The organism is Marinobacter sp. PE14 (assembly GCF_053566155.1).
Window position 1 is genome coordinate 1,011,086 of the sequence record NZ_JBQXNY010000001.1, and the last position, 25,199, is coordinate 1,036,284.

The 25,199-nt window shown below is 56.7% G+C and carries 20 protein-coding genes and 4 tRNA genes; 19 read left to right on the top strand and 5 right to left on the bottom strand.

Going from position 1 to position 25,199, the window contains the following annotated elements; translation table 11 throughout:
• Positions 1 to 62: 62 nt before the first annotated feature.
• Complete coding sequence (locus ACWJ62_RS04835) at positions 63 to 2,657, bottom strand: bifunctional aconitate hydratase 2/2-methylisocitrate dehydratase (RefSeq protein WP_449285356.1); 2,595 nt, start codon at positions 2,655 to 2,657, stop codon at positions 63 to 65.
• Between the two features lie 256 nt (positions 2,658 to 2,913).
• Between ACWJ62_RS04835 and miaE the strand changes: the two genes are divergently transcribed.
• Positions 2,914 to 3,522 (top strand): tRNA isopentenyl-2-thiomethyl-A-37 hydroxylase MiaE, encoded by a 609-nt coding sequence (gene miaE / locus ACWJ62_RS04840; protein ID WP_449285157.1) that lies wholly within the window; start codon positions 2,914 to 2,916, stop codon positions 3,520 to 3,522.
• On the opposite strand, the gene ACWJ62_RS04845 is transcribed toward miaE, so the two are convergent.
• Positions 3,514 to 4,398: a LysR family transcriptional regulator gene (locus tag ACWJ62_RS04845; RefSeq protein ID WP_449285158.1), complete on the bottom strand. Its 885-nt coding sequence runs from the start codon at positions 4,396 to 4,398 to the stop codon at positions 3,514 to 3,516. The two genes, miaE and ACWJ62_RS04845, sit on opposite strands and share 9 nt — an antisense overlap.
• A 145-nt stretch (positions 4,399 to 4,543) precedes the next feature.
• Here ACWJ62_RS04845 and ACWJ62_RS04850 point away from each other — a divergent pair, with 145 nt between their 5' ends.
• The 8 genes from ACWJ62_RS04850 to ACWJ62_RS04885 all read left to right on the top strand — a co-directional run bounded on the left by ACWJ62_RS04850 (position 4,544) and on the right by ACWJ62_RS04885 (position 12,852).
• Entirely contained in the window at positions 4,544 to 5,314 is a 771-nt protein-coding gene (locus ACWJ62_RS04850) for a ferredoxin--NADP reductase (protein WP_449285159.1), read from the top strand.
• 115 nt (positions 5,315 to 5,429) lie between these two features.
• Positions 5,430 to 7,010 (top strand): PQQ-dependent sugar dehydrogenase, encoded by a 1,581-nt coding sequence (locus tag ACWJ62_RS04855; protein ID WP_449285160.1) that lies wholly within the window; start codon positions 5,430 to 5,432, stop codon positions 7,008 to 7,010.
• A gap of 68 nt (positions 7,011 to 7,078) precedes the next feature.
• Complete coding sequence (locus ACWJ62_RS04860; RefSeq protein WP_449285161.1) at positions 7,079 to 7,471, top strand: acyl-CoA thioesterase; 393 nt, start codon at positions 7,079 to 7,081, stop codon at positions 7,469 to 7,471.
• 33 nt (positions 7,472 to 7,504) lie between these two features.
• Complete coding sequence (locus ACWJ62_RS04865) at positions 7,505 to 8,392, top strand: hypothetical protein (RefSeq protein WP_449285162.1); 888 nt, start codon at positions 7,505 to 7,507, stop codon at positions 8,390 to 8,392.
• 261 nt (positions 8,393 to 8,653) lie between these two features.
• Positions 8,654 to 9,679, top strand: coding sequence for an amino acid ABC transporter substrate-binding protein (locus ACWJ62_RS04870; RefSeq protein WP_449285163.1), 1,026 nt, complete (start codon positions 8,654 to 8,656; stop codon positions 9,677 to 9,679).
• A 91-nt stretch (positions 9,680 to 9,770) separates the two neighbouring features.
• Complete coding sequence (locus tag ACWJ62_RS04875) at positions 9,771 to 10,958, top strand: amino acid ABC transporter permease (RefSeq protein ID WP_449285164.1); 1,188 nt, start codon at positions 9,771 to 9,773, stop codon at positions 10,956 to 10,958.
• Complete coding sequence (locus ACWJ62_RS04880; protein ID WP_449285165.1) at positions 10,958 to 12,043, top strand: amino acid ABC transporter permease; 1,086 nt, start codon at positions 10,958 to 10,960, stop codon at positions 12,041 to 12,043. Before ACWJ62_RS04875 ends, ACWJ62_RS04880 begins: the two co-directional genes overlap by 1 nt.
• A 98-nt stretch (positions 12,044 to 12,141) precedes the next feature.
• Positions 12,142 to 12,852 (top strand): amino acid ABC transporter ATP-binding protein, encoded by a 711-nt coding sequence (locus tag ACWJ62_RS04885; protein WP_449285357.1) that lies wholly within the window; start codon positions 12,142 to 12,144, stop codon positions 12,850 to 12,852.
• A 38-nt stretch (positions 12,853 to 12,890) separates the two neighbouring features.
• Here the strand turns inward: ACWJ62_RS04885 and ACWJ62_RS04890 are convergent, their stop codons facing one another.
• Both ACWJ62_RS04890 and ACWJ62_RS04895 read right to left on the bottom strand, forming a co-directional pair.
• Positions 12,891 to 13,616, bottom strand: a complete 726-nt coding sequence (locus ACWJ62_RS04890; protein ID WP_449285166.1) for a UDP-2,3-diacylglucosamine diphosphatase — start codon at positions 13,614 to 13,616, stop codon at positions 12,891 to 12,893.
• Positions 13,613 to 14,113 carry a peptidylprolyl isomerase gene (locus ACWJ62_RS04895; RefSeq protein WP_449285167.1) on the bottom strand — a complete coding sequence of 167 codons (501 nt, stop codon included), beginning with the start codon at positions 14,111 to 14,113 and terminating at the stop codon, positions 13,613 to 13,615. Before ACWJ62_RS04895 ends, ACWJ62_RS04890 begins: the two co-directional genes overlap by 4 nt.
• 138 nt (positions 14,114 to 14,251) lie before the next feature.
• Between ACWJ62_RS04895 and ACWJ62_RS04900 the strand changes: the two genes are divergently transcribed.
• The 3 genes from ACWJ62_RS04900 to ACWJ62_RS04910 all read left to right on the top strand — a co-directional run bounded on the left by ACWJ62_RS04900 (position 14,252) and on the right by ACWJ62_RS04910 (position 19,647).
• A complete protein-coding gene (locus ACWJ62_RS04900) occupies positions 14,252 to 15,931 on the top strand; it encodes a glutamine--tRNA ligase/YqeY domain fusion protein (protein ID WP_449285168.1) in 1,680 nt (559 codons plus the stop codon).
• Entirely contained in the window at positions 15,928 to 17,316 is a 1,389-nt protein-coding gene (gene cysS / locus ACWJ62_RS04905) for a cysteine--tRNA ligase (RefSeq protein ID WP_449285169.1), read from the top strand. The genes ACWJ62_RS04900 and cysS overlap by 4 nt, the downstream gene beginning before the upstream one ends.
• A 150-nt stretch (positions 17,317 to 17,466) precedes the next feature.
• Complete coding sequence (locus ACWJ62_RS04910) at positions 17,467 to 19,647, top strand: malate synthase G (protein WP_449285170.1); 2,181 nt, start codon at positions 17,467 to 17,469, stop codon at positions 19,645 to 19,647.
• A gap of 53 nt (positions 19,648 to 19,700) precedes the next feature.
• Here ACWJ62_RS04910 and folD read toward each other — a convergent pair whose 3' ends face one another.
• Complete coding sequence (gene folD, locus ACWJ62_RS04915; RefSeq protein WP_449285171.1) at positions 19,701 to 20,558, bottom strand: bifunctional methylenetetrahydrofolate dehydrogenase/methenyltetrahydrofolate cyclohydrolase FolD; 858 nt, start codon at positions 20,556 to 20,558, stop codon at positions 19,701 to 19,703.
• 234 nt (positions 20,559 to 20,792) lie between these two features.
• Here folD and ACWJ62_RS04920 point away from each other — a divergent pair.
• From ACWJ62_RS04920 to clpX, 7 genes are all read left to right on the top strand, one after another.
• A tRNA-Pro gene (locus ACWJ62_RS04920) sits at positions 20,793 to 20,869 on the top strand.
• A 33-nt stretch (positions 20,870 to 20,902) separates the two neighbouring features.
• Positions 20,903 to 20,979: transfer RNA gene (locus tag ACWJ62_RS04925), tRNA-Arg, on the top strand.
• Between the two features lie 86 nt (positions 20,980 to 21,065).
• Positions 21,066 to 21,141: transfer RNA gene (locus tag ACWJ62_RS04930), tRNA-His, on the top strand.
• A 137-nt stretch (positions 21,142 to 21,278) separates the two neighbouring features.
• A tRNA-Leu gene (locus ACWJ62_RS04935) sits at positions 21,279 to 21,363 on the top strand.
• Between the two features lie 311 nt (positions 21,364 to 21,674).
• Positions 21,675 to 22,979: a trigger factor gene (gene tig / locus ACWJ62_RS04940; protein WP_449285172.1), complete on the top strand. Its 1,305-nt coding sequence runs from the start codon at positions 21,675 to 21,677 to the stop codon at positions 22,977 to 22,979.
• 172 nt (positions 22,980 to 23,151) lie between these two features.
• Positions 23,152 to 23,787, top strand: coding sequence for an ATP-dependent Clp endopeptidase proteolytic subunit ClpP (gene clpP / locus ACWJ62_RS04945; RefSeq protein WP_039882061.1), 636 nt, complete (start codon positions 23,152 to 23,154; stop codon positions 23,785 to 23,787).
• A 76-nt stretch (positions 23,788 to 23,863) separates the two neighbouring features.
• Positions 23,864 to 25,147: an ATP-dependent Clp protease ATP-binding subunit ClpX gene (gene clpX / locus ACWJ62_RS04950; protein ID WP_449285173.1), complete on the top strand. Its 1,284-nt coding sequence runs from the start codon at positions 23,864 to 23,866 to the stop codon at positions 25,145 to 25,147.
• The last annotated feature ends 52 nt before the right edge of the window (positions 25,148 to 25,199 follow it).

Sequence of the window (25,199 nt, forward strand, 5' to 3'; positions counted from 1 at the left end):
CATAAAAAAACGCCAGCCCGAAGGCCGGCGTTTCCGAGGAGCTAAACCCTGAAGGTTAGTGCTCAGGCAACATTCGCCTCAGCAGCCTTCTTGGTGTAGTTCTCCATCTGGTCGAAGTTGAGATACTTGTAGATCTCTTTCGACATGCTGTTGAGGTCCTTGGCGTACTCCATGTATTCCTCGGCGGAGGGGAGTTTGCCCAGTACCGCGCCAACCGCTGCCAGTTCCGCGGAGGTCAGGTACACGTTGGCACCATCGCCCAAACGGTTCGGGAAGTTACGGGTGGAGGTTGACAGCACGGTGCTCTTGGCTGCCACACGGGCCTGGTTACCCATGCACAGGGAGCAGCCCGGCATCTCGGTGCGAACACCGGCGGTGCCGTAGATGTTGAAGTAGCCTTCTTCCATCAGCTGGGCCTGGTCCATCTTGGTGGGAGGTGACATCCAAAGGCGGGTTTTCAGGGGTTCCTTGTTCTGCGCCAGCAGCTTGCCGGCGGCACGGAAATGACCGATGTTGGTCATACAGGAACCAATGAATACCTCGTCTACCTTGTCGCCGGCCACTTCGGACAGAGTCCGGGCGTCGTCCGGGTCGTTCGGGCAGCAAACGATCGGCTCTTTGATTTCGGCCAGGTCGATTTCCACAACGTGGGCATACTCTGCGTCCTTGTCGGCACGCATGAGCTTCGGATCGGCCAGCCACTCTTCCATCTGCTGGGCGCGACGCTCCAGGGTGCGAGGATCGCCGTAACCTTCGGCAATCATCCAGCGCAGCATAGTGATGTTGGAGCGCAGGTACTCGGCCACGGATTCTTCAGACAGGTTGATGGTACAACCGGCAGCAGAGCGCTCAGCGGAAGCGTCGGACAGCTCGAACGCCTGCTCAACGGTCAGGTGCTCAAGACCTTCGATTTCCAGGATGCGACCGGAGAACTCGTTGATCTTGCCTTTCTTCTCGACGGTCAGCATGCCCTGCTTGATGCCGTAAAGCGGGATGGCATGTACGAGGTCGCGCAGGGTGATGCCCGGTTGCATTTCGCCCTTGAAGCGAACCAGAACGGATTCCGGCATGTCCAGAGGCATAACGCCAGTAGCCGCGGCAAACGCCACCAGGCCTGAGCCGGCCGGGAAGGAAATACCCATCGGGAACCGGGTGTGGGAATCACCACCGGTGCCCACGGTGTCCGGCAGCAGCATGCGGTTTAGCCAGGAGTGGATGATACCGTCGCCCGGACGCAGGGAAACACCGCCACGGGTACGGATAAAGTCCGGCATGGTGTGCTGCATTTCCACGTCAACCGGCTTCGGGTAGGCAGCGGTGTGGCAGAAAGACTGCATGACCAGATCGGCCTGGAAGCCCAGACATGCCAGGTCTTTCAGCTCGTCCCGCGTCATCGGGCCGGTGGTGTCCTGGGAGCCAACGGTGGTCATGTGTGGCTCGCAGTAGGTGTTCGGACGAACGCCTTTGCCTTCTTCCAGGCCACAGGCTTTGCCGACCATCTTCTGGGCCAGGGTGAAGCCTTTGGTGCCGGCTTCGGGATCTTTCGGCAGGCGGAACAGGTCGGTCGCGCCCATGCCCAGTGCTGTACGAGCCTTGGCAGTCAGGCCGCGGCCGATAATCAGCGGGATACGACCGCCGGCCTGAACTTCGTCCAGGATTACCTCGGACTTGAACTTGAACTCGGAGATAGTCTCGCCGGCCTCGTTCAGGATCTTGCCTTCATACGGACGGATCTCGATAACATCGCCCATGTTCATGTCGTCGACGGGAGCTTCGAAAACCAGGGCGCCGGCATCTTCCATGGTGTTGAAGAAAATGGGAGCAACCTTGTTACCGATACAGACACCGCCGGCACGCTTGTTCGGCACGCCCGGAATGTCGTCACCGAAGAACCACAGAACGGAGTTGGTGGCCGACTTACGGGAAGAACCGGTACCGACAACATCACCCACGAAGGCAACCGGCAGGCCTTTGGACTTGATCTCGTCGATCTGGCTCATCGGGCCGGTTACGCCCGGCTCTTCCGGCTTCAGGCCGTCGCGTTCCATTTTGTAGGCAGCGCGGGCGTGCAGCGGGATGTCCGGACGGGACCAGGCATCCGGAGCCGGTGACAGGTCGTCGGTGTTGGTTTCGCCGGTGACCTTGAACACCACCATCTTGGTGCTCTCGGGTACCTTCTTCTTGTTGGTGAACCACTCGCCATTGGCCCAGGATTCGACGACTGCCTTGGCAACCGGGTTGCCTGCGTCCATCTTTTCCTTCACGTCGTTAAAGGCGTCAAACATCAGCAGGGTGCGCTTCAGCTGCTCACCGGCAAGTTCGGCCAGTTCGGAGTCGTCCAGAAGGTCAACCAGGGTCTCAATGTTGTAGCCACCCTGCATCATGCCCAGCAGCTTGACCGCTGTCTGCTTGTCCAGCAGCGGAGAAGAGGCTTCGCCTTTTACGATGGCGGTCAGGAACGCAGCCTTTACATAAGCGGCTTCATCGACACCCGGCGGTACGCGATTTTCCAGGAGATACACCAGGGTATCTTCCTCGCCGGCCGGCGGATTTTTGAGCAGATCGACCAGAGCAGCGGTCTGCTCGGCGTTCAGGGGCTTGGGAGGAATACCCAGGGCTTCACGTTCAGCAACGTGTTCACGATAGGCTTCTAACACGATATGGACCCTCATCAGTTGGAATGTCCCGCGCCGTTGGCTTCATGCCTTGGCGGGAGGTTTTGGCGGAAAGGCCGCAGGAGCCTCTGAATAATGCCTCAAATCACCGATGGGGTTTCAGGGTTTATTCAGAGACTCCTTATTCTGGCGCTGCATTCTATAGGAAACCCCTTATAAAGTTAAGTTGGACAGAGGTCGGAGAGATCTGTTAGGTGCGCTATACTCGCCGGCCGCAAACCAACAACTGTATTCGACCATGAACGACGCCCTGCAAGAGATTCACAACTTCCTGCCGTGCCGGACCCCACAGCAATGGATCGACAATGCCCTGGCGAACCAGGACCTGATGCTGATCGATCATGCCCATTGCGAGAAAAAGGCCGCCTCCACCGCGCTCAGCCTGATGTACCGGTACGTGGACAACACCGATCTGCTGAACAAGATGTCCCGGCTGGCCCGTGAGGAGCTCCGGCATTTCGAGCAGGTGCTCGCGATCATGAACAAGCGCGGCGTGGACTATTGTCACCTTACCCCGGCCCGATACGCCGCAGGGTTGAGACAGGAAGTCCGCGCAGAAGATCCCGGGCGTCTGGTGGATGTGTTGATTGTGGGCGCCATTATCGAAGCGCGCTCCTGTGAGCGTTTTGCCGCCCTGGCTCCGTTCCTGGATGAGAAGCTGGCGGATTTCTACACCAGTTTGCTGAAATCTGAAGCGAGGCATTATCAGGATTATCTGACTCTGGCAGAGCAGGCCGCCGGTGGGCCGATCGAGGCGCGCGTGGGTGATTTTCTGGCGCTTGAGAAAGCGTTGATCGAGAATCCGGATACCGAGTTCCGGTTCCACAGTGGGCCGATTTCAGCGTAGCTGCCGGCACAGCTCTATCCACGCATCAATGCCAGCGCTGCGGTATTTCTGTTTATGCAGGATGAAGTAGAACTGGCGATCAAACCGTCGGTGCGCAGGGACCGTGAGCGGAACCAGGCTGCCTCGCTTGAACGCGTCGGCCAAGACTACCTCCGACAGGCAGCCAATGCCGAGGTCTGCCTCTACCGCCCGCTTGATGGCTTCGGTGTGTTCCAGTTCCAGTAGCACGTTCAGATCCGGTAGCAGGCCGTGCATGCCTCGCTCAAAGCTTTGGCGCGTCCCTGAGCCTTGCTCACGCATGATCCAGGTGGCGTTGCGCAGGTCCTCATCTGAAAGGGACGCTTTGCTGGCCAGAGGATGGCTGGGTGAACAGAACATCACCAATTCATCACCTCGCCAGGGCAGCACATCCAGCTCGGACGACTGAAGTTCCCCCTCAATCAGGCCAATATCCAGCTCGAAGTCCCTCACACGTTTTGCGATGGTGCTGGTATTGGCGACTTCGAGGGAGACTCTGGGGCGGGTAGGGGTATTCATGTATTGGGCCATGACACCTACGGCCAGATAGTTTCCTATCGTAAGCGTGGCACCCACTTTCAGGGCGCCCACTTCGGTGTGCTTGCTGAACGCCTGCTCCAGTTCATTGGCCTGGGCGAGGACGGCCTCCACCTTGGGGCGGTAAAGCCGCCCAAGCTCGTTTAACTGGAGTCGTTTGCCAACACGGTCGAACAGCTGGATATCGAACTGGTTTTCCAGTTCTTTCAGCGCACTGCTGGCCGCCGATTGCGACATGGCCAGCGATTCGGCAGCACGGGTAATGTTCTGGTATTGGGCGGCTGCCAGGAAAACTTCCAGCTGTCGAAAACTGTACTTCATAACTTTTCGCTCTTAATCGGCTCACTCGAATAAGGTTATGAGAATATCCCATTTTCCCGATAGGTTAGTGTCGGGTTAGACTGAGCGCAATCCAAAGTTGAATCATTCGCCGTAAAAAAGCGTAACGAACAGGCAAGAGGTTTACATGAGCAACCTGATCAAAGAGAAAGTTACCAGCGTCCATCACTGGAACGATACCCTGTTCAGCTTTACCACGAGCCGGGATCCGGGGTTCCGTTTCAAGAACGGGCACTTTGTCATGATCGGCCTGGAAACCGAGGGTAAGCCTTTGATGCGCGCCTACAGTATCGCCAGTGCCAATTATGAGGAAGAGCTTGAGTTTTTCTCGATCAAGGTCCAGGACGGCCCACTGACATCCCGTCTTCAGAAAATTCAGGTAGGCGATGAAATTCTGGTGAGCCGCAAGCCGACAGGTACCCTGATTCTGGACAACCTTCTGCCCGGAAAGAACCTGTGGCTGATCAGCACCGGCACCGGTTTGGCGCCCTTCATGAGTATCATCAAGGACCCGGAAGTATACGAGGCGTTCGACAAGGTTATTCTGACCCACGGCGTTCGTTACGTCTCCGAGCTGGCCTATCAGACGGAGATCGAGGAGCTGCCGGAGAACGAATACTTCGGCGAAATGGTCAAAGGCAAGCTGGTCTACTATCCGACTGTGACGCGGGAAGAGTTCCGCAACCAGGGGAGGCTGACCGATGCCATGGAGACCGGAAAAATCACCCGTGATCTGGACCTGCCGGATTTTGATCCGGAGACCGATCGTTTCATGATCTGCGGCAGCCCAAGTATGCTCAAGGACACCTGCGCCATCCTGAACAATATGGGATTCAAGGAAGCCCGCGGTGGCGACATGGGCCATTATGTGATTGAGCGGGCCTTTGTGGAGCAGTGAGTTTGCGGGCTGAATCCGCCTCGAAGAAAAGCCGGAGCGTGATGCTCCGGCTTTTTTATGTTTGTATCTGGAAGGATTGGTCGTATAAACGGCAAAGGGTTTTGGAGGCGGAGCAATGACAGGGCGGCAGTTAACGAAGAAAAACATCATCAGCTTTTTGGTGGCTCTGGCGGTCGGGGTGGTTCTTGGCACCGTGGTTCAGACCCAGCTAAACCTGTGGGCCCTTCAGGCTATGGGGGTGGCGGTTGGGCTTGACGCCCGCGTTTCCGCCACCGGGCATGATCTGGTCTCTTTTGCGCCGCTCTACCTGATCCTTTTCGGGGTCAGTTTCCTTGTTTCCCAGGGCGCCGCCGCGGCCGTTTCCCGTTTTGTGGGTCGTGGACTTCGGATAACACTGTTCGCCCTGGCTGGGGCCGCCGGGCTGTGGGTTTCGCTAATGACTGTCAATGCCCTGGCACCTATGCCAACGCTTATTGCGGCGACCCGAACCGAGGGAGGTCTGCTCGCTATGCTGTTAACTGCGGCATTTGCCGGCGCCTTGTTCGCCAGACTTACTGCCAGGCCGGTCACCTGGGTCAGTAGCCGCGCCTCGGGCCCCCTGTTGGTCTTTTGCCTGGCAGCGGGCCTCGGCTCGCTGCCAGGTCCGGCACAGGCCCAGTCTTCGGACGACTATATCGTCGAGACGTTGACCTCCGGGTTGGAGCATCCCTGGTCTCTGGCGTTTCTTCCCGGCGGTGGCGCCCTTGTGACGGAGCGGGCAGGGCGATTGCGGCAGATTTCAGGGGAGTGGGAGCTGGGCCCGGCGCCGATTACTGGGGTTCCGCCCGTTTTCAATGATGCCCAGGCAGGCCTTTTCGATGTGCTGCTGTCGCCGGACTTTGAGAATGATCAGCTGGTCTTTCTCGCCTACGCATGCGGAACTGCCTCTGCGAATCACCTGTGCGTGGCCCGTGGTCAGCTGCAGGCGGACGCCTTGACGGACGTTGTCGAGATATTCCGTGCCAAGCCTGCAAAGGAAGGCAGCGCCCATTATGGTGGCCGAATGGCCTGGCTTCCGGATGGTACGCTGATCGTGACCCTGGGAGACGGATTTGACTATCGGGAGCAGGCGCAGAACCTGTCCAGTCATCTGGGCAAGATCGTGAGGCTGAACCCGGATGGCAGTGTTCCCGCCGACAACCCCTTCGTTGGCAGGGAAGACGCTCTGCCGGAAATCTACAGTTACGGGCACCGCAACGTTCAGGGGCTGGTGTTCGATTCCGTCGAAAACGTCTTGATTGCCCATGAACATGGGCCACGTGGTGGGGATGAAATCAACATTATCGAGCCGGGTCACAACTATGGCTGGCCGGTGATCACTCACGGCATCGACTACACCGGAGCGATGATCACGCCGTTTGTTGAGCGGGAGGGTATGGAGCAACCGTTGTTGCACTGGACTCCTTCAATTGCCCCTTCAGGCATGACCCGCTATCGGGGTGACCTGTTTCCGGACTGGCAGGGAAACCTCCTGGTAGGCGCCCTTGCTGATAAAAGCGTGCACCGCGTCATGCTGAAAGCCCCCCAGGCAAGCGACGTGGAGACATTGTTCCAAGCGCTTGGCGAACGGGTCCGGGATGTGGCTACCGGGCCTGATGGCGCAGTGTATCTGCTCACTGACAGTGCGGATGGACGGATTCTGCGTATCCTGCCTTAGTCTCAGTTCTGGGGTCTTTGGGCCCGGCCGGTGTATAGTAGGCGGTTTTCAGAAAGAGGGAAGCCGCTATGTTTCATCTGGAACTGGAACCACGTTTCAGCGATACCGATGCCCTCGGGCATATCAGCAATACCACTCTGCCGGTCTGGTTCGAGCAGGCCAGGACGCCGGTTTTCCGTATTTTTCATCCGACTCTTGAAGCCGAGACGTGGCCGCTGATCATTGCCAGGCTGGAGATTGATCTGATGGCACAGAGCTACTGGCATATTCCGGTCAAGATCAAAACAGGCATCGGTAAGATCGGTAATTCCTCGTTTCATGTGGTTCAGGAGGCTTGGCAGGGGGGTAAGCAGATTGCCCGGGGTGTTGCCGTGCTGATCCATTTCGACTATGAAACCGAGAAAGCGCTGCCGATCCCGGGGGACATAAAAGCCAGGCTGACCGAACATGCGGTAGAGTGATCGCGCACAATTCTGACTCTCCCGGAGGCGCCGGTGTTTGGAAAATTCTTTGTACTGTTTTCTCTGATGGGTGTTTTCGCACTTACTGGCTGTGATTCCACCGATGAGGACAAGGCAGCCGGATCAGAAAGCCCGCATCTTATTTCACCCACGGGCCCGGATGTCGATGTCTCCCTGGCACTGACTTCCGCCCAACTGGACTGGGTAGGCCAACAGATTTTCCGGAACGAGTGTGCCAGTCGTTTCCAGTGCCTGGTCCACTGGAACGATGGTGAGGCGTTCCCGTCGCTTGGAATTGGGCACTTCATCTGGTATCCGGAGGGCGTTGAGGGGCGATTCGTCGAGAGCTTCCCGGCCCTGATGGAGTACATGGAGCAACGTCAGGTTAACATGCCCGAGTGGTTGCGAGCGCTGGAGCCCTTTGATGCTCCCTGGAGTGAAAAAGCAGACTTTCTGGCCGTAGACGATTCGCCCCGAGTGGCAGAGTTGCGGGAGTTTCTGGCAGGAACTCAGGGTATCCAGGCCGAATTTATTTTCCGTCGCGCCAGGCAATCGCTCGGAAGCATTGTTGAGGCGGCTCCGGATGGTCGAACCTCAGAAGTGGCTGACAGGCTGGATGCTTTGAGTCAGACCCCTGGCGGCGTTTACGCCATCATCGACTATGTGAATTTCAAGGGCGAGGGGCTTTCGCCGACGGAGCGCTACAACGATCAGGGCTGGGGTCTGCTGCAGGTGCTTTTGGAAATGTCTGGTTCGCCAGATCAGAGCGCCCTCGTGCAATTTCGGGAAGCCGCCGGCAACGTTCTGACGCGGCGAGCTGAAAACGCAGAGAATCCGATCGAGCGGGAGCGCTGGCTGCCGGGCTGGCTGAAGCGCCTCGAGACCTACAAAGAGCCCCCCGTCTTCAAAATTTCCAAATAATTTTGCATAAAAACTAGTTCATTTCCCGAACCTTGTTCTACTTTTAATAGGCGCGGCCCTTGGTCTGCCTTTTTTTGGCGCATGGGCCTGGAGCGAAAGCGCCGAGTTGGTGCATGAAGTGGTATTACTTCGTTCCAGATTCGCCTGAAACGCACCGGTGATTGATAAAAACAATATAAATCATCGGGTTACGCCGAGTGGCTTGCAAATTGCTGATTACACTCGTCGCGATAAAACCAACTGATGTTCGGAGAAAAGACAATGAGAAAGACGAAATCGATTGCCCTGGGGATTGCTCTGGCCGTAGGTACGTTCACGGCGACTGGTGCCATGGCAGCCACGACTCTGGAGAACGTCAAGGAGAAGGGCCACCTGCAGTGTGGCGTGACCAGTGGTTTGCCGGGCTTCTCGCAGCCTGATGAAAAAGGTAACTGGACCGGTATCGACGTCGATACCTGCCGAGCGGTAGCCGCAGCCATCTTCGGTGATGCAAGCGCGGTTGAGTTCACACCGCTGACTGCAAAAGAGCGTTTCACCGCCCTGCAGTCCGGCGAAATCGACATGCTCTCCCGTAACACCACCTGGACGCTGACTCGAGATGCTTCCCTGGGTCTGAACTTTGCCGGCGTGAACTATTACGACGGTCAGGGCTTCCTGATCAACAAAGGTATTGGCGTGGACGATGCCACCCAACTGGACGGTGCCACCATCTGTATCCAGGCCGGTACCACCACCGAGCTGAACCTGTCGGACTACTTCCGTGCCAAGGGCATGGAATTCAAGCCGATCGTATTCGATACCTCAGAGCAAACCGTTCAGGGCTTTGCAGCGGGTCGTTGCGACGTTCTGACCTCGGACCGTTCGCAGCTTGCGGCACTTCGGTCGAAGCTTTCTGATCCGGATTCAGCCAAGATCCTGCCGAACACCATTTCCAAGGAGCCGCTGGGTCCGGTCGTTCGCCAGGGTGACGATCAGTGGTTCAACATCGTCAAGTGGGTGCTCTCCGTGCAGATCAACGCCGAAGAGCTGGGCGTGACCAGCGCCAATGCCGATGACATGCTGAAGTCCGACAACCCGAATATCCAGCGCCTGCTGGGTACTGATGGTGACATGGGTGCCAAGCTTGGACTGCCGGATGACTTTGGTTATCAGGCAATCAAGCTGGTAGGTAACTACGGCGAAATGTATGAGCGCAACGTAGGACCGGATACCCCGCTGGGTCTGGATCGCGGAATCAATGCGCTATGGACTGATGGTGGCGTTCTGTATGCGCCGCCGGTCCGATAAGACCTGAAGGCACACGGCGAAGTCTCCTGTAGGGAGGCTTCGCCGTTATCTCTGATGCTGTAAACCACAGGGAAGCTCTTCAGGATACTCCATGAAAAAACAAACAATCGATACCCGACCTGCAGGGCCCAAGCCCTGGTACGACCCCCGGGTCCGCTCACTCTTCTTTCAGGCGGTAGCCATTGCCCTCGTGTTCTGGGGCGGATGGGTTCTCGTCGATAACACGCTTTCCAACATGGAAAGCCGTGGCATCAGCACCGGTTTCGGTTTTCTGGATGAAACCGCCGGGTTCGGGATCATCATGAATCTGGTGCCTTATGATGCAACCATGTCTTATGGCCGAACCTTCTGGGTCGGTTTGACCAATACATTGCTTGTTTCCGCAATGGGTGTCGTTGCCGCCACCATTCTCGGTTTCATCATTGGTGTTGCGCGACTCTCGAGTAACTGGCTGGTGGCCAAAATGGCGCTGGTTTACATCGAGGTGATTCGCAACATACCGCTGCTTCTGCAGATTTTCTTCTGGTACTTTGCCGTACTCAGCAACCTTCCGTCACCGCGCCAGAGTGTTGATGTCGGCGGCGCACTGTTCCTGAATAACCGGGGCCTTTACCTGCCTGATCCTGTCACACAGGAGGGGTTCGGCTTTGTCTGGGGCTGTATTCTGCTTGCCATCGCCGCTGTCGTTGGTATCCGGATATGGGCCAAAAAACGCCAGTTGGCGACCGGGCAGATTTTCCCGACCTTCAAGGTTGGCGTGGCTATTCTGGTGCTCGCACCGGTGATCTCTTATCTCGTGGCCGGTCGGCCTCTGGAGTGGGATCTGCCGGCACTCAGGGGCTTCAACTTTGGTGGCGGCATTACCATCATTCCCGAGTTGGCAGCGCTGTGGATTGCACTGTCTCTGTACACGGCCAGCTTCATCGCTGAAATTGTGCGCTCCGGTATTCTCTCGGTGAGCAAGGGCCAGACCGAGGCGTCGAAGGCTCTGGGACTGCCCAACGGCCTTACCCTCAGGTTGGTGGTGATACCACAGGCCATGCGGGTCATCATTCCGCCTCTCACCAGCCAGTATCTGAATCTGGTGAAGAACTCGTCGCTGGCCACCGCCATTGGTTATCCGGATCTCGTGGCGGTATTCATGGGCACTACGCTGAATCAGACGGGGCAGGCAGTAGAGGTTGTCGCCATTACCATGGCGGTCTATCTCACCATCAGTCTGCTGATCTCGCTGTTCATGAACATCTACAACCGGGCTGTGGCCATTAAGGAGCGATGATGACCGAGTCAACCATGAAAGCACCCAAGAAGGCGCTCAGGCCGGTCAAGTGGATGCGGGAGAACCTGTTCTCAGGCTGGTTCAACACGGTGTTGACGCTGGGTGTGGCTTATCTGCTTGTGACCAGTGTGGGGCCTTTGCTCAACTGGTTTTTCCTCGACGCGAACTTCGTTGGCAGTGACGCGAGCGACTGCACGGGCGCTGGTGCCTGCTGGCTCTTTATCAGTCAGCGGCTGAACTTCTTTATCTACGGATTCTACCCCGATGAACTGCAGTGGCGTGTGGATACGATGTTCCTGCTGTTGGCCGTTGCCTTTATTCCCCAGTTCATTGAGCGATTCCCCGGCCGCAAATGGCTCGGGCTTTTCGGTATCTTTGGTCTACCCATTGTTGGCTACTTTCTGATTCCCGGTGGCAGTTTCGGCCTGGAAGAAGTGCAGAGCTCGAAATGGGGCGGCCTGATGCTGACGTTGATCCTGGCTTACATCGGTATCATTGCGTCCTTGCCCATTGGCATATTGCTGGCGCTGGGTCGTCGCTCCGAGATGCCGATCATCCGTGGGATCTGTGTGGTCTTTATCGAGGTATGGCGGGCGGTGCCGCTGATTACGGTTCTGTTCATGGCCTCGGTGATGCTGCCACTGTTCCTTCCGGAGGGTGTGAACTTCGAGAAACTGGCACGGGCGCTGATCGGTATAACCCTGTGGCAGTCCGCTTACATGGCGGAAGTGATTCGCGGTGGCCTGCAGGCCATTCCCAGGGGCCAGTATGAGGCTGCCGATGCTCTGGGTCTGGGATACTGGCGCAAAATGGGGCTGGTCATCCTGCCACAGGCTCTGAAGATGGTTATTCCGGGTATCGTGAACACCTTCATTTCCCTGTTCAAGGACACCACGCTGGTGCTGATTATCGGCCTGTTCGATATCCTCGGCACAGTCCAGTCCACGGTTACCGATCCCGCCTGGCAGAATGTTGCCATTGAAGGCTATGTATTTGTGGCGTTCTGTTTCTGGGTCTTCTGCTTTGGCATCTCCAGATACAGCCAGAACCTTGAACGAAAACTCGACACTGGTCATAAGACCTGATGGGTAATCCTATGACAGACCAAACACAAACCTCAGAAATGCAGACCCCGCCAAAGGACCAGTCGGATAAAAAGCCTGGCATCATCCGGGTTGAGAGCATGCACAAGTGGTACGGGGACTTCCATGTTCTCAAAGATCTCAACCTGACCGTTGATCAGGGCGAGAGAATTGTCATCTGTGGGCCATCAGGCTCGGGAAAATCCACCTTTATCCGTTGCATCAACCGGCTGGAGGAGCATCAGCAGGGCAAAATCATTGTTGATGGTATCGAGCTGACCGATGATGTCCGCCATATTGATACGGTTCGGCGGGAAGTCGGCATGGTGTTTCAGCACTTCAACCTGTTCCCACACCTGACGGTTCTCGAGAACTGCTGCCTGTCGCCCATCTGGGTGCGCAAAACGCCCCGAAAGGAAGCGGAAGCATCGGCGATGGAGTATCTGGAGCGGGTCAAGATTCCGGACCAGGCCAACAAATTCCCGGGGCAGCTTTCGGGCGGTCAGCAGCAGCGTGTGGCGATCGCCAGGGCGCTATGCATGAAGCCCAAGATTATGCTGTTCGATGAGCCAACGTCAGCGCTGGATCCCGAGATGATCAAGGAAGTGCTGGACGTAATGATTGAATTGGCGGGAAGCGGTATGACCATGCTCTGCGTAACCCACGAGATGGGTTTTGCCAAGACGGTAGCTGACCGGGTTATCTTTATGGATGGAGGTGAGATTGTGGAGGAGGCGCCACCCCACGAGTTTTTCACAAATCCACAGGAAGCCAGGACTCAGAAGTTCCTCCAGCAGATACTGGCGCACTGAAGCCAAGGCTAAAAAAGCCGGGCATTTGCCCGGCTTTTTTACAACGGCTGCTTGTTCAGCTCGGGCTCTTCGCCCGGCTTCGCCTCCAGCCACCAGACATTCTTGTCCCAGTCCCCCAGAACAATGCGCTTCGCAGGCGCCCCGTTAGCAGTCAGTTCATGCACCGCGGGGCGATGGGTGTGGCCATGGATCATTCGCTGGACACCGTGTGTTTCCATGTCCCTGACCACTTCCTCGGGCGTTACGTCCATGATGAATTCTTCCTTGCCTTGATTTTTCGCCATGCTGATTTCCCGAAGCTGGCGGGCCATCTGCTGGCGGTCTTCAAGGGGACGCTGGAGTATCATCTGCTGCCACTGCGGGTTGCGCATGTTGGCCCGGAACTTCTGGTATTCCACATCGGCGGTGCAAAGGCTGTCGCCATGCATCAGCAGGGTAGGGGTGCCGTGCAGATCAATCACCGTCGGGTCGTCCAGCAGCGTCGCGCCGGCCCGGTCGCAGAAGTCCTGGCCGATCAGAAAGTCCCGGTTGCCGTGCATCAGAAAAATCCCGGTGCCGCTGTCCCTCAGTTTTCGCAGGGCAGCCGCAATCTGCTCCTGGAGCGGCGTGCGCTCGTCATCGCCGATCCAGGCCTCGAAAAAATCGCCGAGGATATACAGCTGTTCAACACCGCTCGCTTTTCCGTCGAGAAATCCCAGAAACGCCTCAGTAATATCCGGGCGGGATTCTTCGAGGTGGAGGTCTGAAATAAACAGCGTGGTCACGCGTCCTCCAGAACCTCGGCCTTCTCGATGACCACGTCATCGGCGGGCACATCCTGGTGGCCGGCGCGCATGGTGGTGCGAACCGCACGGATTGCGTTGACCGTGTCCATGCCCTCGATCACTTTGCCGAACACGCAGTAGCCCCAGCCTTCTGCGTTCTTGGCGGTGTGGTCCAGGAAGCCGTTGTTCTCGACGTTGATAAAGAACTGCGCGGTGGCAGAATGCGGGTCCATGGTGCGCGCCATGGCGATGGTGCCCTGCATGTTGCTCAGCCCGTTATCGGCTTCGTTCTGGATGGAATCGCGGGTTTTGCGTGGGGTCATGCCCGGCTCGAAGCCGCCGCCCTGAATCATGAAATTGCTGATCACACGGTGAAAAATCAGGCCATCGTAAAAACCGTCGCGAACGTACTGTTCAAAGTTTTTGGCGGTTTCCGGTGCCTTGTCGTAGTCCAGTTCCAGCTTGATGTCACCGTAGTTCGTTGTCAGCAGAATCATCAGGTTTTCCTGTTCAGAAAGGTTAGGTACGTTAACGCGCCCATTGTACTCAAGAGTTTCCCGCTATGCATGAGTCCGGCAAGGATTTGTGAGTATAATACGCGGTTTAAGATTCACTCCCCTTTTAACAGAGATTGTATGAGCGCCGAGTCGAAGAAAGCCCACAACTTTATCCAGAGCCTGATCGAAGACGCCATCGCCAACGGAGAGCATACCGGCAAGGTGGTCACCCGATTCCCGCCGGAGCCCAACGGCTACCTGCATATTGGTCACGCCAAATCGATCTGCCTGAACTTTGGCATCGCCGAGACCTTTTCCGGCGACTGTAACCTGCGGTTTGACGACACCAACCCGGAAAAGGAAAACCAGGAATACATCGACGCGATCAAGCAGGATGTTGAGTGGCTTGGCTACGAGTGGGCAGGAGAGGTGCGTTACGCCTCCGATTACTTTGATGCCCTCTATGAATTTGCCGAGGAGCTCATCACCCGGGATAAGGCCTATGTGTGCGCCTTGACGGCCGATGAAATGGCCGAGTACCGGGGCAGCCTGAAAGAGCCGGGCAGAAACAGCCCCTACCGGGACCGGCCGGTGGAAGAGAGTCTGCAGCTATTCCGCGATATGCGGGACGGCAAGTACCAGAACGGTGAGCTGGTGCTGCGGGCCAAGATCGATATGGCATCTCCCAACATCAACATGCGGGATCCGATTCTTTATCGCATCCGTTACGCGGAACACCATCAGACTGGCAACAAGTGGTGCATCTACCCGATGTATGACTTTACCCATCCCATTTCCGATGCCATGGAAGGGATTACCCACTCCCTGTGCACCCTGGAATTCGAGGATCACCGGCCGTTGTATGACTGGGTTCTGGATAACATCTCCGGCCCCTGCCATCCGCGTCAGATCGAGTTTGCCCGGTTGAACCTGAATTACACCATCACCTCCAAGCGGAAGCTCAAGAAGCTGGTGGATGAAAGTGTGGTTGATGGTTGGAACGATCCGCGCATGCCAACCATTTCCGGCATGCGCCGGCGCGGCTACACGCCGGAATCCATTCGTACCTTCTGCGACATGATCGGGGTGAACAAGGCTGGTGGTACCGTGGATGTGGGCATGCTGGAGCATGCCATCCGGGAAGATCTCAACAGTCGTGCGCCTCGGGCCATGTGTGTAATGCGCCCGCTGAAGGTGACGCTGACTAACTACCCGACTGACCAGGGCGAAACCCTGACGTTGCCGGTTCACCCGCAAAACCCGGAGATGGGCGAGCGTGAAGTGCCCTGGACCCAGACCCTGTTCATTGATCGGGAGGACTTCGAAATGGAGCCGCCGCGCAAGTGGAAGCGGCTGGCACCGGATCAGGCGGTGCGCCTGCGGGGTGGCTACGTAATGACCTGTCGGGAAGTGATCCGCGACGACAGCGGTGAGATTGTGGAGCTCAAGTGCGAATACGACCCGAACACTCTGGGCGTCAATCCTGAAGGCTATAAGCCCAACGGTGTTATCCACTGGGTTTCGGCCACCGATAGCGTGGAAGCGGACATCAACCTGTATGACCGCCTGTTCAACCATGAATCGCCGGACAGCGACAAGGAAGGTGATCTGATGGATCATCTGAACCCGGAATCGCTGGTGGTTCTGAAAGGCGCGCGGGTCGAAAAAAGCCTGGCCTCACCCCTTACGGATCTGCCGTATCAGTTCGAGCGGGAAGGCTACTTCTTCTGTGATGAGGCTCATACTGAAGCCGCTGGCCGACCGGTATTCAACCGCACGGTTACGCTCAGGGATTCCTGGGGTAAGGGGGGCAAGTGATCCGCATCTACAATACGCTGACCCAGCAGAAAGAAGAGTTTCGGCCGATCGAGCCGGGCAAGGTCCGGATGTATGTCTGCGGCATGACGGTTTACGACTACTGTCATCTGGGCCATGCCCGGGTTCTGGTGGCATTTGACGTGATCACACGTTACCTGCGCCATCACGGTTATGAAGTGAACTATGTCCGCAATATCACCGACATTGATGACAAGATCTTGCGTCGTGCCGATGAGAACGGCGAGCCGTACACCGAGCTCACTGATCGTATGATCAAGGCCATGCATGAGGATGAAGCCCGCCTCGGCGTGCTGTCTCCGGATGACGAGCCCCGGGCCACCGCATTTATTGACGAAATCATTGCGATGATCCACAGGCTGATTGCCAGCGGCCACGCCTACGCGGCGGATAACGGTGATGTCTACTTTGCCGTTGATTCCTTTGATGGCTACGGCAAGCTCAGCAAGAAAAAGCTGGAAGATTTGCTGGCGGGTGCGCGGGTAGACGTCCAGGAAGCCAAGCGTAGCCCGGCGGATTTCGCGCTGTGGAAAGCGGCAAAGGCGGGCGAGGTCAGCTGGCCCTCGCCCTGGGGCGATGGTCGTCCCGGCTGGCACATCGAGTGCTCCGCTATGTCCACCTGCTGCCTCGGCGACACTTTTGATATCCACGGTGGTGGCCCGGATCTGCTGTTCCCGCACCACGAGAACGAGATTGCCCAATCCGAATGCGCCACCGGCCATACCTTCGTGAACACTTGGATGCACGCGGGTGCCATCCGGGTAAACAAGGAGAAAATGTCCAAATCTCTGGGCAATTTCTTCACGATTCGCGAAATCATGGAGACCTACCCGGCGGAGGTGGTTCGCTACTTCCTGGTATCCAGCCACTACCGCAGCCAGGTGGACTATTCCGAGGAAAACCTGGCTGAGGCTGGCCGCACGCTGACCAGGCTCTATCACGCGCTGCGCGGAGTTGTGCCTGCCAAGGCAGCTGATGTGCCGGAATCCGAGCACGACCAGCGGTTTGCCGAGGCCATGGACGATGACTTCAACACCGCGGGTGCCATTGCCGTCTTGCACGCTGTGGCCAACGAGATCAATCAGCATCGTCGGGACGGTCGTGAAGAAGACGCGAAGCGCAGTGCCGCGGTTCTGGTAAGACTTGGCGGAGTGCTTGGCCTGCTGCAGCAGGACCCCGAGGCGTTCTTCCAGGCGGATACGGGTGGCGAGCTCAGTGCCGAGGACATTGAAGCGCTGATCCAGGCCCGGGCTGATGCCCGCAAGGCGAAGAATTTTGCCGAGGCCGACCGGATCCGCGACGAGCTCCTCGGAAAAGGTATTATTCTGGACGATTCCCGGGAGGGGACGACCTGGCGTAAGGCCTGAATTTCGGGGAGCTGCTGGTTGGTCAGACCAGTTTTGCGGCTGCAGGCATGATCTTGTAAGGATTTTCCCTTACAATGCGGCGCTCAAATTAGAATGCCCCCTCAAGATGAAGGGGGAGTCGGGAAACGTAACCCACTGAGGCAGACAACGATGACAGAACGCGTACAAGTCGGCGGCATTCAGGTCGCAAAGAATCTGTATGATTTCGTGAACAACGAAGCGATCCCGGGCACCGGAATCGATGCCGATAAATTCTGGGCAGAATTTGACAAGATCGTGAACGAGCTGGCGCCACGCAACCGTGAGTTGCTGGCCAAGCGTGATGCTATCCAGGAAAAAATGGACAGCTGGAACCGCGACCACAAGGGCCAGAAGCTGGACATGGCCGGGTACAAGTCTTTCCTGAAAGACATCGGTTACCTGGTTGACGAGCCTTCCGAGTTCAAGATCTCCACCTCCAATGTCGACCCGGAAGTGGCAACCATGGCCGGCCCGCAGCTTGTGGTTCCGATCATGAATGCCCGCTTTGCCCTCAATGCGGCGAACGCGCGCTGGGGTAGCCTGTACGATGCCCTGTACGGTACCGATGCCATTTCAGAGGAAAACGGCGCTGATAAAGGGCGTGGTTATAACCCGGTGCGCGGTGCCAAAGTCATCGAGTGGGCCCGCAATCTCCTCGACAGCTCAGCGCCGCTGGCGTCTGGCAGTCACAAAGACGCCGCCAAATATGTGGTTGAAGGTGGCAAGCTGGTCGTCAAATTGCAGAACGGCGAGTCCACTGGCCTGAAAGACGAGGCCGGCTTTGTTGGCTACACCGGTGCCGCGGATGCGCCTACCGGCGTGCTGCTGGTCAAGAACGGCATGCACTTCGAGATCCAGATTGACGCCAGTCACCCGATTGGCAAAGACGACGGCGCCAACGTCAAAGACGTACTGATGGAGTCTGCGCTGACCACCATCATGGACTGCGAAGATTCGGTAGCCGCCGTGGATGCCGACGACAAGGCGCTGGCTTACCGTAACTGGCTGGGCCTGATGAAGGGCGACCTGCAGGAAACCTTCGAAAAAGGTGGCGAGCAGCTGACCCGCAAGATGAATGCGGATCGCACCTACACCGCGGCAGACGGCAGCGAGCTTAGCCTGAAAGGCCGGAGCCTGATGTTTATCCGTAACGTTGGTCACTTGATGACCAACCCGGCCATCCTTCTGAAAGACGGCAACGAAGTGCCGGAAGGTCTGATGGACGGTCTGATCACCTCACTGATCGCCATCCACGATATGAAGGGTAACGGCAAGTTCCAGAACAGCACCAAAGGCTCCATGTATATCGTGAAGCCCAAGATGCACGGGCCGGAAGAGGTGGCATTCACCAACGAATTTTTCGGTCGTGTAGAGGATGCACTGAGCCTGCCGCGCTTCAGCCTGAAGGTCGGCATCATGGACGAGGAGCGTCGCACCACAGTTAACCTGAAAGCCTGTATCCACGCCGCGAAAGAGCGCGCCGTGTTCATCAATACCGGCTTCCTGGATCGCACCGGTGACGAGATTCACACCTCCATGGAACTGGGACCGTTCATTCGCAAAGGTGCGATGAAACAGGCGACCTGGATTAACGCCTACGAGCAGTGGAACGTGGACATCGGCCTGGAAACTGGTTTCCGTGGTGTTGCCCAGATTGGAAAGGGCATGTGGGCCATGCCGGATCTTATGGCCGGCATGCTGGAGGCGAAAATCGGTCATCCGAAGGCCGGTGCGAACACCGCGTGGGTTCCGTCTCCGACTGCCGCCACGCTGCATGCCACTCACTACCATCAGGTGAGCGTGGCTGACGTCCAGAAGCAGCTGGAAAGCCGCACCCGTGCAGCGCTGGAAGACATCCTGGCAGTGCCAGTGATGGATGATCCGGCTTCCTTGGGCGCCGAAGAGATCCAGCAGGAGCTGGACAACAACGCCCAGGGTATCCTCGGTTACGTTGTGCGCTGGATCGACCAGGGTGTTGGTTGCTCCAAGGTGCCGGACATCAACGATGTCGGCCTGATGGAAGACCGTGCAACTCTGCGTATCGCGTCACAGCTGCTGGCCAACTGGTTGCACCATGGTATCTGCTCCGAAGAGCAGATCATGGAAACCATGAAGCGCATGGCTGCAGTGGTCGACAAACAGAACGCCGGTGATTCGGCCTACCGCCCAATGGCCGGGAACTTTGATGACAGCGTCGCGTTCCAGGCAGCGCTGGATCTGGTCCTCAAGGGTCGCGAGCAGCCGAACGGCTACACCGAGCCGCTGCTGCACGCTTACCGTCTGAAGGCGAAAGCCAAGTACGGGCAGTAAGCTCTGCGCATAAAAAACCCCGCTTCGGCGGGGTTTTTTGTGGCTTGTCGAATTCAGTCCTTGTGCAGCACGTCAGCAGCGTACAGGGTGTTCTGCAGCAGGGTGGCGATGGTCATCGGCCCTACGCCGCCGGGAACCGGCGTTATGTAGGCGGCGCGTTCAGAAGCGGCTGCGAAGTCCACATCGCCATGCAGTTTCCCGTCTTCCATCCGGTTGATACCTACGTCAATGACGGTTGCCCCCGGTTTTACCCAGTCTCCCTTGATCAGGCCCGGTTTGCCGACAGCAGCAACCAGAATGTCCGCTTCACGAACAAATTTCTCCAGATCCGGTGTGAATCGATGACAGACCGTTGTGGTCGCGCCCTTCAATAGCAGCTCCATGCTCATGGGGCGCCCGACTATGTTGGAAGCGCCCACGATCACCGCATGCTGGCCTTTGTAGGGAGTCTCTATGCTGTCCAGCAGGGTGATAATACCAGCCGGTGTGCAGGGGCGCAGGGTCGGTTTGCGCTGCATCAGGCGGCCAATGTTGTAGGGATGGAAGCCGTCAACGTCCTTGTCCGGGCGAATCTTGACCAGAATCGGATCTGCGTCCAGATGAGCGGGCAATGGAAGCTGTACCAGGATTCCGTCCACGGTCGGATTTTCATTCAGTTCATCGATCAGCGCTTCCAGGGCTTCCTGGGAGGTGTCCTCCGGCAGATCGTATGAGAGAGAGAGGATGCCTGCCTGGTCGCAGGCCTTGCGTTTGTTGCCTACATACACGTGGGACGCGGGATCGTTGCCGACCAGTACCACGGCCAGTCCGGGAGCGCGCAATCCTTGTTGTGTTCGTGCTTCTACCCCGGCGGCGACCTGCTGTCTTACTTCGGCGGCAATTTCTTTTCCGTTGATCAGTTTGGCGGTCATGTCTCGTCTTGTCGGTTGGGCGTCGGTAAATTGAAGGTTGGGCATTGTCTCATGCTTCCATCGGAACTCCAATTGGACGGTTGATTGGGCGGGGTGCGCCGGAGCTTTCGTGAGGGCGCTTTGTCACTGAAAAGGCTGTTGTTTCAGGGAATTTCGAAATACGTGTTGACGGGACCCTCCGCCGCCGGTAATATGCGCGCCAACTTTGCTGAGGCACTTGTTGTTCAGTTCAGACGGGGTATAGCGCAGTCTGGTAGCGCGCCTGCTTTGGGAGCAGGATGTCGGGAGTTCGAATCTCTCTACCCCGACCAAAATTCTGAATGTTCAGGTGGGCGAACGGTCAAGCGCCCGTAGCTCAGCTGGATAGAGCACCCGCCTTCTAAGCGGGTGGTCGCAGGTTCGAGTCCTGCCGGGCGCGCCATCAAGTCGTTGGCTTGGTCCGCGCCGGAGCGACCGTAACCAGCAAAGTTGATGTTATGAAAATACCGAAAGGTATGTCCTGATGTGGTGGACGTAGCTCAGTTGGTAGAGCTCAGGATTGTGACTCCTGCGGTCGAGGGTTCGATCCCCTTCGTCCACCCCACTTTCCCCTTGTTTTGATTCGCGACTCTGTTGAATTTCAGAACGGCGTAACCCTGCGACGTTTCATGAACAAGCATGGGAATCGGTAAAGCTGGTTGTTGAGTCTGTTCAGCGACAAGTTTAGAATTTTGGTTAAAAGCCTCGGTGGTGGAATTGGTAGACACGATAGGTTTAGGTCCTGTTGCCGCAAGGCGTGGGGGTTCAAGTCCCTCCCGAGGTACCAATACGAAAACCCTCTCAGTATCCCTGAGAGGGTTTTTTTGTGGCTAATGGAAGGGTCCAAGAGCATACCTTGGGGCATTGAGGGTTTCCGCCCCTTTCTTTTTTGATTTTAGTCCCCATCTCTTTTTCCGGATGATAAAGCGGTGTGATAAGAATCCAACGATGCCGTCTGTAGCTGGTGATTCTCTCAGCGGGTCAAACCGTGATAAACTACCGCCTTTTAATTTTCGGTCCTTTTGCGGGAATTCGCCCGGAAACGGACTTTTATTTTAAATTCATTCACATACTGAACCTGTAATTTGAGGATCTTCCATGCAAGTGTCTGTTGAAACGACCTCCAACATCGAGCGTCGCATGACGATTGGTGTGCCCGCCCAAGAAATCGATCAGGCGGTTCAGAAACGCCTGCAGGAAACCGCGCGTACCGTGCGCCTTAACGGTTTTCGTCCGGGTAAGGTGCCCATGAGCGTGGTCAAGCGTCGTTTCGGTGACAGCGTCCGTCAGGAAATCGTCGGCGAGGTTATGCGCGACAACTACATCAAGGCACTGCAGGAACAGGATATCAATCCGGCAGGTTGGCCGAAGTTTGAGCCTAAGACCATGGAAGAGGGCAAGGATCTCGAATTCGTCGCCATCTTCGAAGTACTGCCAGAAATCGAGCTGGGCGATCTGAGCAAGATCTCTGTTGAAAAGCTGACCTCCGAGATCACCGATAAAGACGTCGACAACATGATCGACAACCTGCGTCGTCAGCAGGCCACGATGAAAGAAGTCAAGCGCAAGTCCAAGAACAAGGACGTGCTGACCATTGACTTCAAAGGATTCATAGACGGTGAGGAATTCGAAGGTGGAGCCGCTGAAGGCCATCGTCTGACCCTGGGCTCTGATCAGATGATTCCAGGCTTTGAGAAGGCCATCGTTGGTGGTAAGGCCGGCGAAGACATGGAAATCGAGGTTACCTTCCCGGAGGATTACCACAACGAAGATCTGGCAGGTAAACCGGCCAAGTTCGAGATCAAGATTCACAAGGTCGAAGAGCCGCAGTTGCCGGAACTCGACACCGAATTCTTCAAGAAGTTCGGTATCGATGCCGAAGATGAAGCGACTTTCCGTGAAGAAGTCAAAAAGAACATGGAGCGCGAGCTCAAGCAGGCGGTCTCCAACAAGGTCAAGAACGACGTTGTTGACGGACTGCTGGAAACCACGGAGCTGGATATTCCGGCTGCTTTGGTTGACCAGGAAATCGATCGTCTACGTCAGGACGCCGTCCAGCGTTTCGGCGGCCAGGTTGATTTCCAGCAGCTGCCGAAGGAAATTTTCCAGGAGCAAGCTGAGCGCCGCGTGAAGACCGGCCTGCTGTTCCAGGAAGTGGTCAAGAAGAACGACCTGAAAGCCGACCCGGCGAAGGTAGACGAAAAGATCCAGGAGATCGCGTCTACGTATGAACAGCCTGAGGAAGTTGTTGCACACTTCAACAGCAATCCGGAGCAGAAGTCCCAGATTGAGTCTTCAGTCCTGGAAGATGCAGTTGTTGACCATGTGCTGGAGCAGGCCGAGGTCAAAGAGAAAAAGGTCAAGTACGAAGAGGCCGTTCAGGCCGGTCAGCCCCAGCGCTGATTTTGCCCGGGATCGGAGTAGAAGCCGGTCCCGAAGGCCGACCCCGAGAACAGCCGGCATGCCCGGCTGTTTTCATCTGGGGCCGCTGCTGGCAAAGTATGGGGTGCAACATTATTGAAACTGCCGTGGCGCGAGTCCACGACCCATTGTCCATAAGGAGTTCAGGCGCATCATGACGCAGAAACCAATCGATGGTCCCGCAATGGTTACCAATTCCGGACTGGTACCGATTGTTATCGAGCAGACAGCTCGCGGCGAGCGGTCGTTCGACATTTACTCCCGTCTGCTCAAAGAGCGGGTTATCTTCATGGTCGGTCCGGTCGAGGATCACATGGCGAACCTGATCGTTGCCCAGCTCCTGTTCCTTGAGTCTGAAAACCCGGACAAGGATATCCATCTGTACATCAATAGCCCGGGCGGCTCGGTCACTGCAGGCATGTCTATCTACGACACCATGCAGTTCATCAAACCGGATGTAGCCACCCTCTGTGTTGGCCAGGCGGCCAGCATGGGTGCCTTCCTGCTGGCTGGTGGTGCTGCCGGGAAGCGGGCGTGTCTGCCAAACTCCCGAGTGATGATTCACCAGCCGCTGGGTGGCTATCAGGGTCAGGCAACGGATATCGAGATTCACACCCGTGAAATCCTGAAGATCAGGCATACCCTGAATTCCATCCTGGCCCATCATACCGGTCAGGATCTTGAGACTATCGCCAAGGATACGGACCGTGACAACTTCATGGATCCGGCTCAGGCGAAAGAGTATGGGCTGATTGATTCAATACTTGATAAGCGCGTACCGAATAAATAATACTGGAAGTAATCGCATCATACTTGGCCGGCGTATCAGGCAGTGACGCCGGCAAAACGAGATCAGAGGTATTTCAATGGCAGATGAAAGAAACGGCAGGGGCGACGATAACGGCAAGTTGCTCTACTGCTCGTTTTGTGGAAAGAGCCAGCATGAAGTCCGAAAGCTCATTGCAGGGCCCTCGGTTTTCATCTGCGACGAGTGTGTCGACCTGTGCAACGACATTATCCGGGAGGAAATCCAGGAGAATGCACAGGAAGAGCCGAGCGATCGCCTTCCTACACCGGCCGAGATCCGCAATACCCTTGATGAATACGTGATTGGTCAGGATCGCGCCAAGGTGGTCTTGTCAGTGGCGGTCTACAACCACTACAAGCGTCTCCGTTACGGAGAAGGAAAGGGCGATGTTGAACTGGGCAAGAGTAACATTCTGCTGATCGGTCCGACCGGTAGTGGCAAGACCTTGCTGGCCGAGACTCTTGCGCGGATGCTGAACGTGCCCTTTACGATCGCCGACGCCACTACGCTGACTGAAGCCGGTTACGTTGGTGAAGACGTCGAAAACATTATCCAGAAGCTTCTGCAGAAATGCGATTACGATGTAGACAAGGCCCAGCGGGGCATTGTCTACATTGACGAGATCGACAAGATCTCCCGCAAGTCTGACAACCCTTCGATTACCCGGGATGTCTCGGGTGAGGGTGTTCAGCAGGCGCTGTTGAAGCTGATCGAGGGTACCGTTGCGTCGGTTCCGCCGCAGGGTGGTCGCAAGCATCCGCAGCAGGAATTTCTGCAGGTTGATACCGGCAATATGCTGTTTATCTGCGGTGGTGCCTTTGCAGGGTTGGACAAGGTGATTCGCGAGCGTACCGAGAAGAACAGCATTGGTTTCTCTGCTTCGGTGGCCAGCCAGGACGATGCCAAGAACACCGGCGACGTTATTAAGGACGTCGAGACCGAGGATCTGGTGAAATACGGTCTGATTCCGGAGTTTGTTGGTCGTTTGCCGGTAGTGGCAACCCTCAACGAACTTGATGAAGAGGCGCTGGTGCAGATCCTGACCGAGCCCAAGAACTCTCTTACCAAGCAGTACCAGAAACTGTTTGATATGGAAGGGGTCGAGCTCGATTTTCGCGACGATGCGCTTCGGGCTGTCGCCCGCAAGGCTATGGAGCGGAAGACAGGCGCGCGTGGTCTGCGTTCCATTATGGAGGCGACGCTTCTGGATACGATGTACCAGATTCCCTCTGAGCATGACGTGACCAAAGTGGTGATCGACGAGAGCGTGATCAGCGGGGACTCCGAGCCCTTCAAGATCTACGCCAGCAGTGATCACGCCAAGGCTGTGCCCGAGGATTGAGTCTAGGTTAGCGGTTGAAATGAAAAGGGGCGGCAACGCCCCTTTTCGCGTT

What these genes read in the sequence shown, in the direction of transcription:
- ACWJ62_RS04845 (WP_449285158.1), bottom strand. Translation starts at nt 4,398, where the DNA reads ATGAAGTACAGTTTTCGACAGCTGGAAGTTTTCCTGGCAGCCGCCCAA.
- folD (WP_449285171.1), bottom strand. Translation starts at nt 20,558, where the DNA reads ATGACCGCCAAACTGATCAACGGAAAAGAAATTGCCGCCGAAGTAAGA.
- ACWJ62_RS04855 (WP_449285160.1), top strand. Translation starts at nt 5,430, where the DNA reads ATGACAGGGCGGCAGTTAACGAAGAAAAACATCATCAGCTTTTTGGTG.
- clpX (WP_449285173.1), top strand. Translation starts at nt 23,864, where the DNA reads ATGGCAGATGAAAGAAACGGCAGGGGCGACGATAACGGCAAGTTGCTC.
- ACWJ62_RS04895 (WP_449285167.1), bottom strand. Translation starts at nt 14,113, where the DNA reads ATGATTCTGCTGACAACGAACTACGGTGACATCAAGCTGGAACTGGAC.
- ACWJ62_RS04880 (WP_449285165.1), top strand. Translation starts at nt 10,958, where the DNA reads ATGACCGAGTCAACCATGAAAGCACCCAAGAAGGCGCTCAGGCCGGTC.
- ACWJ62_RS04850 (WP_449285159.1), top strand. Translation starts at nt 4,544, where the DNA reads ATGAGCAACCTGATCAAAGAGAAAGTTACCAGCGTCCATCACTGGAAC.
- ACWJ62_RS04910 (WP_449285170.1), top strand. Translation starts at nt 17,467, where the DNA reads ATGACAGAACGCGTACAAGTCGGCGGCATTCAGGTCGCAAAGAATCTG.
- clpP (WP_039882061.1), top strand. Translation starts at nt 23,152, where the DNA reads ATGACGCAGAAACCAATCGATGGTCCCGCAATGGTTACCAATTCCGGA.
- tig (WP_449285172.1), top strand. Translation starts at nt 21,675, where the DNA reads ATGCAAGTGTCTGTTGAAACGACCTCCAACATCGAGCGTCGCATGACG.
- miaE (WP_449285157.1), top strand. Translation starts at nt 2,914, where the DNA reads ATGAACGACGCCCTGCAAGAGATTCACAACTTCCTGCCGTGCCGGACC.
- ACWJ62_RS04870 (WP_449285163.1), top strand. Translation starts at nt 8,654, where the DNA reads ATGAGAAAGACGAAATCGATTGCCCTGGGGATTGCTCTGGCCGTAGGT.
- ACWJ62_RS04875 (WP_449285164.1), top strand. Translation starts at nt 9,771, where the DNA reads ATGAAAAAACAAACAATCGATACCCGACCTGCAGGGCCCAAGCCCTGG.
- ACWJ62_RS04900 (WP_449285168.1), top strand. Translation starts at nt 14,252, where the DNA reads ATGAGCGCCGAGTCGAAGAAAGCCCACAACTTTATCCAGAGCCTGATC.
- ACWJ62_RS04885 (WP_449285357.1), top strand. Translation starts at nt 12,142, where the DNA reads ATGCACAAGTGGTACGGGGACTTCCATGTTCTCAAAGATCTCAACCTG.
- ACWJ62_RS04860 (WP_449285161.1), top strand. Translation starts at nt 7,079, where the DNA reads ATGTTTCATCTGGAACTGGAACCACGTTTCAGCGATACCGATGCCCTC.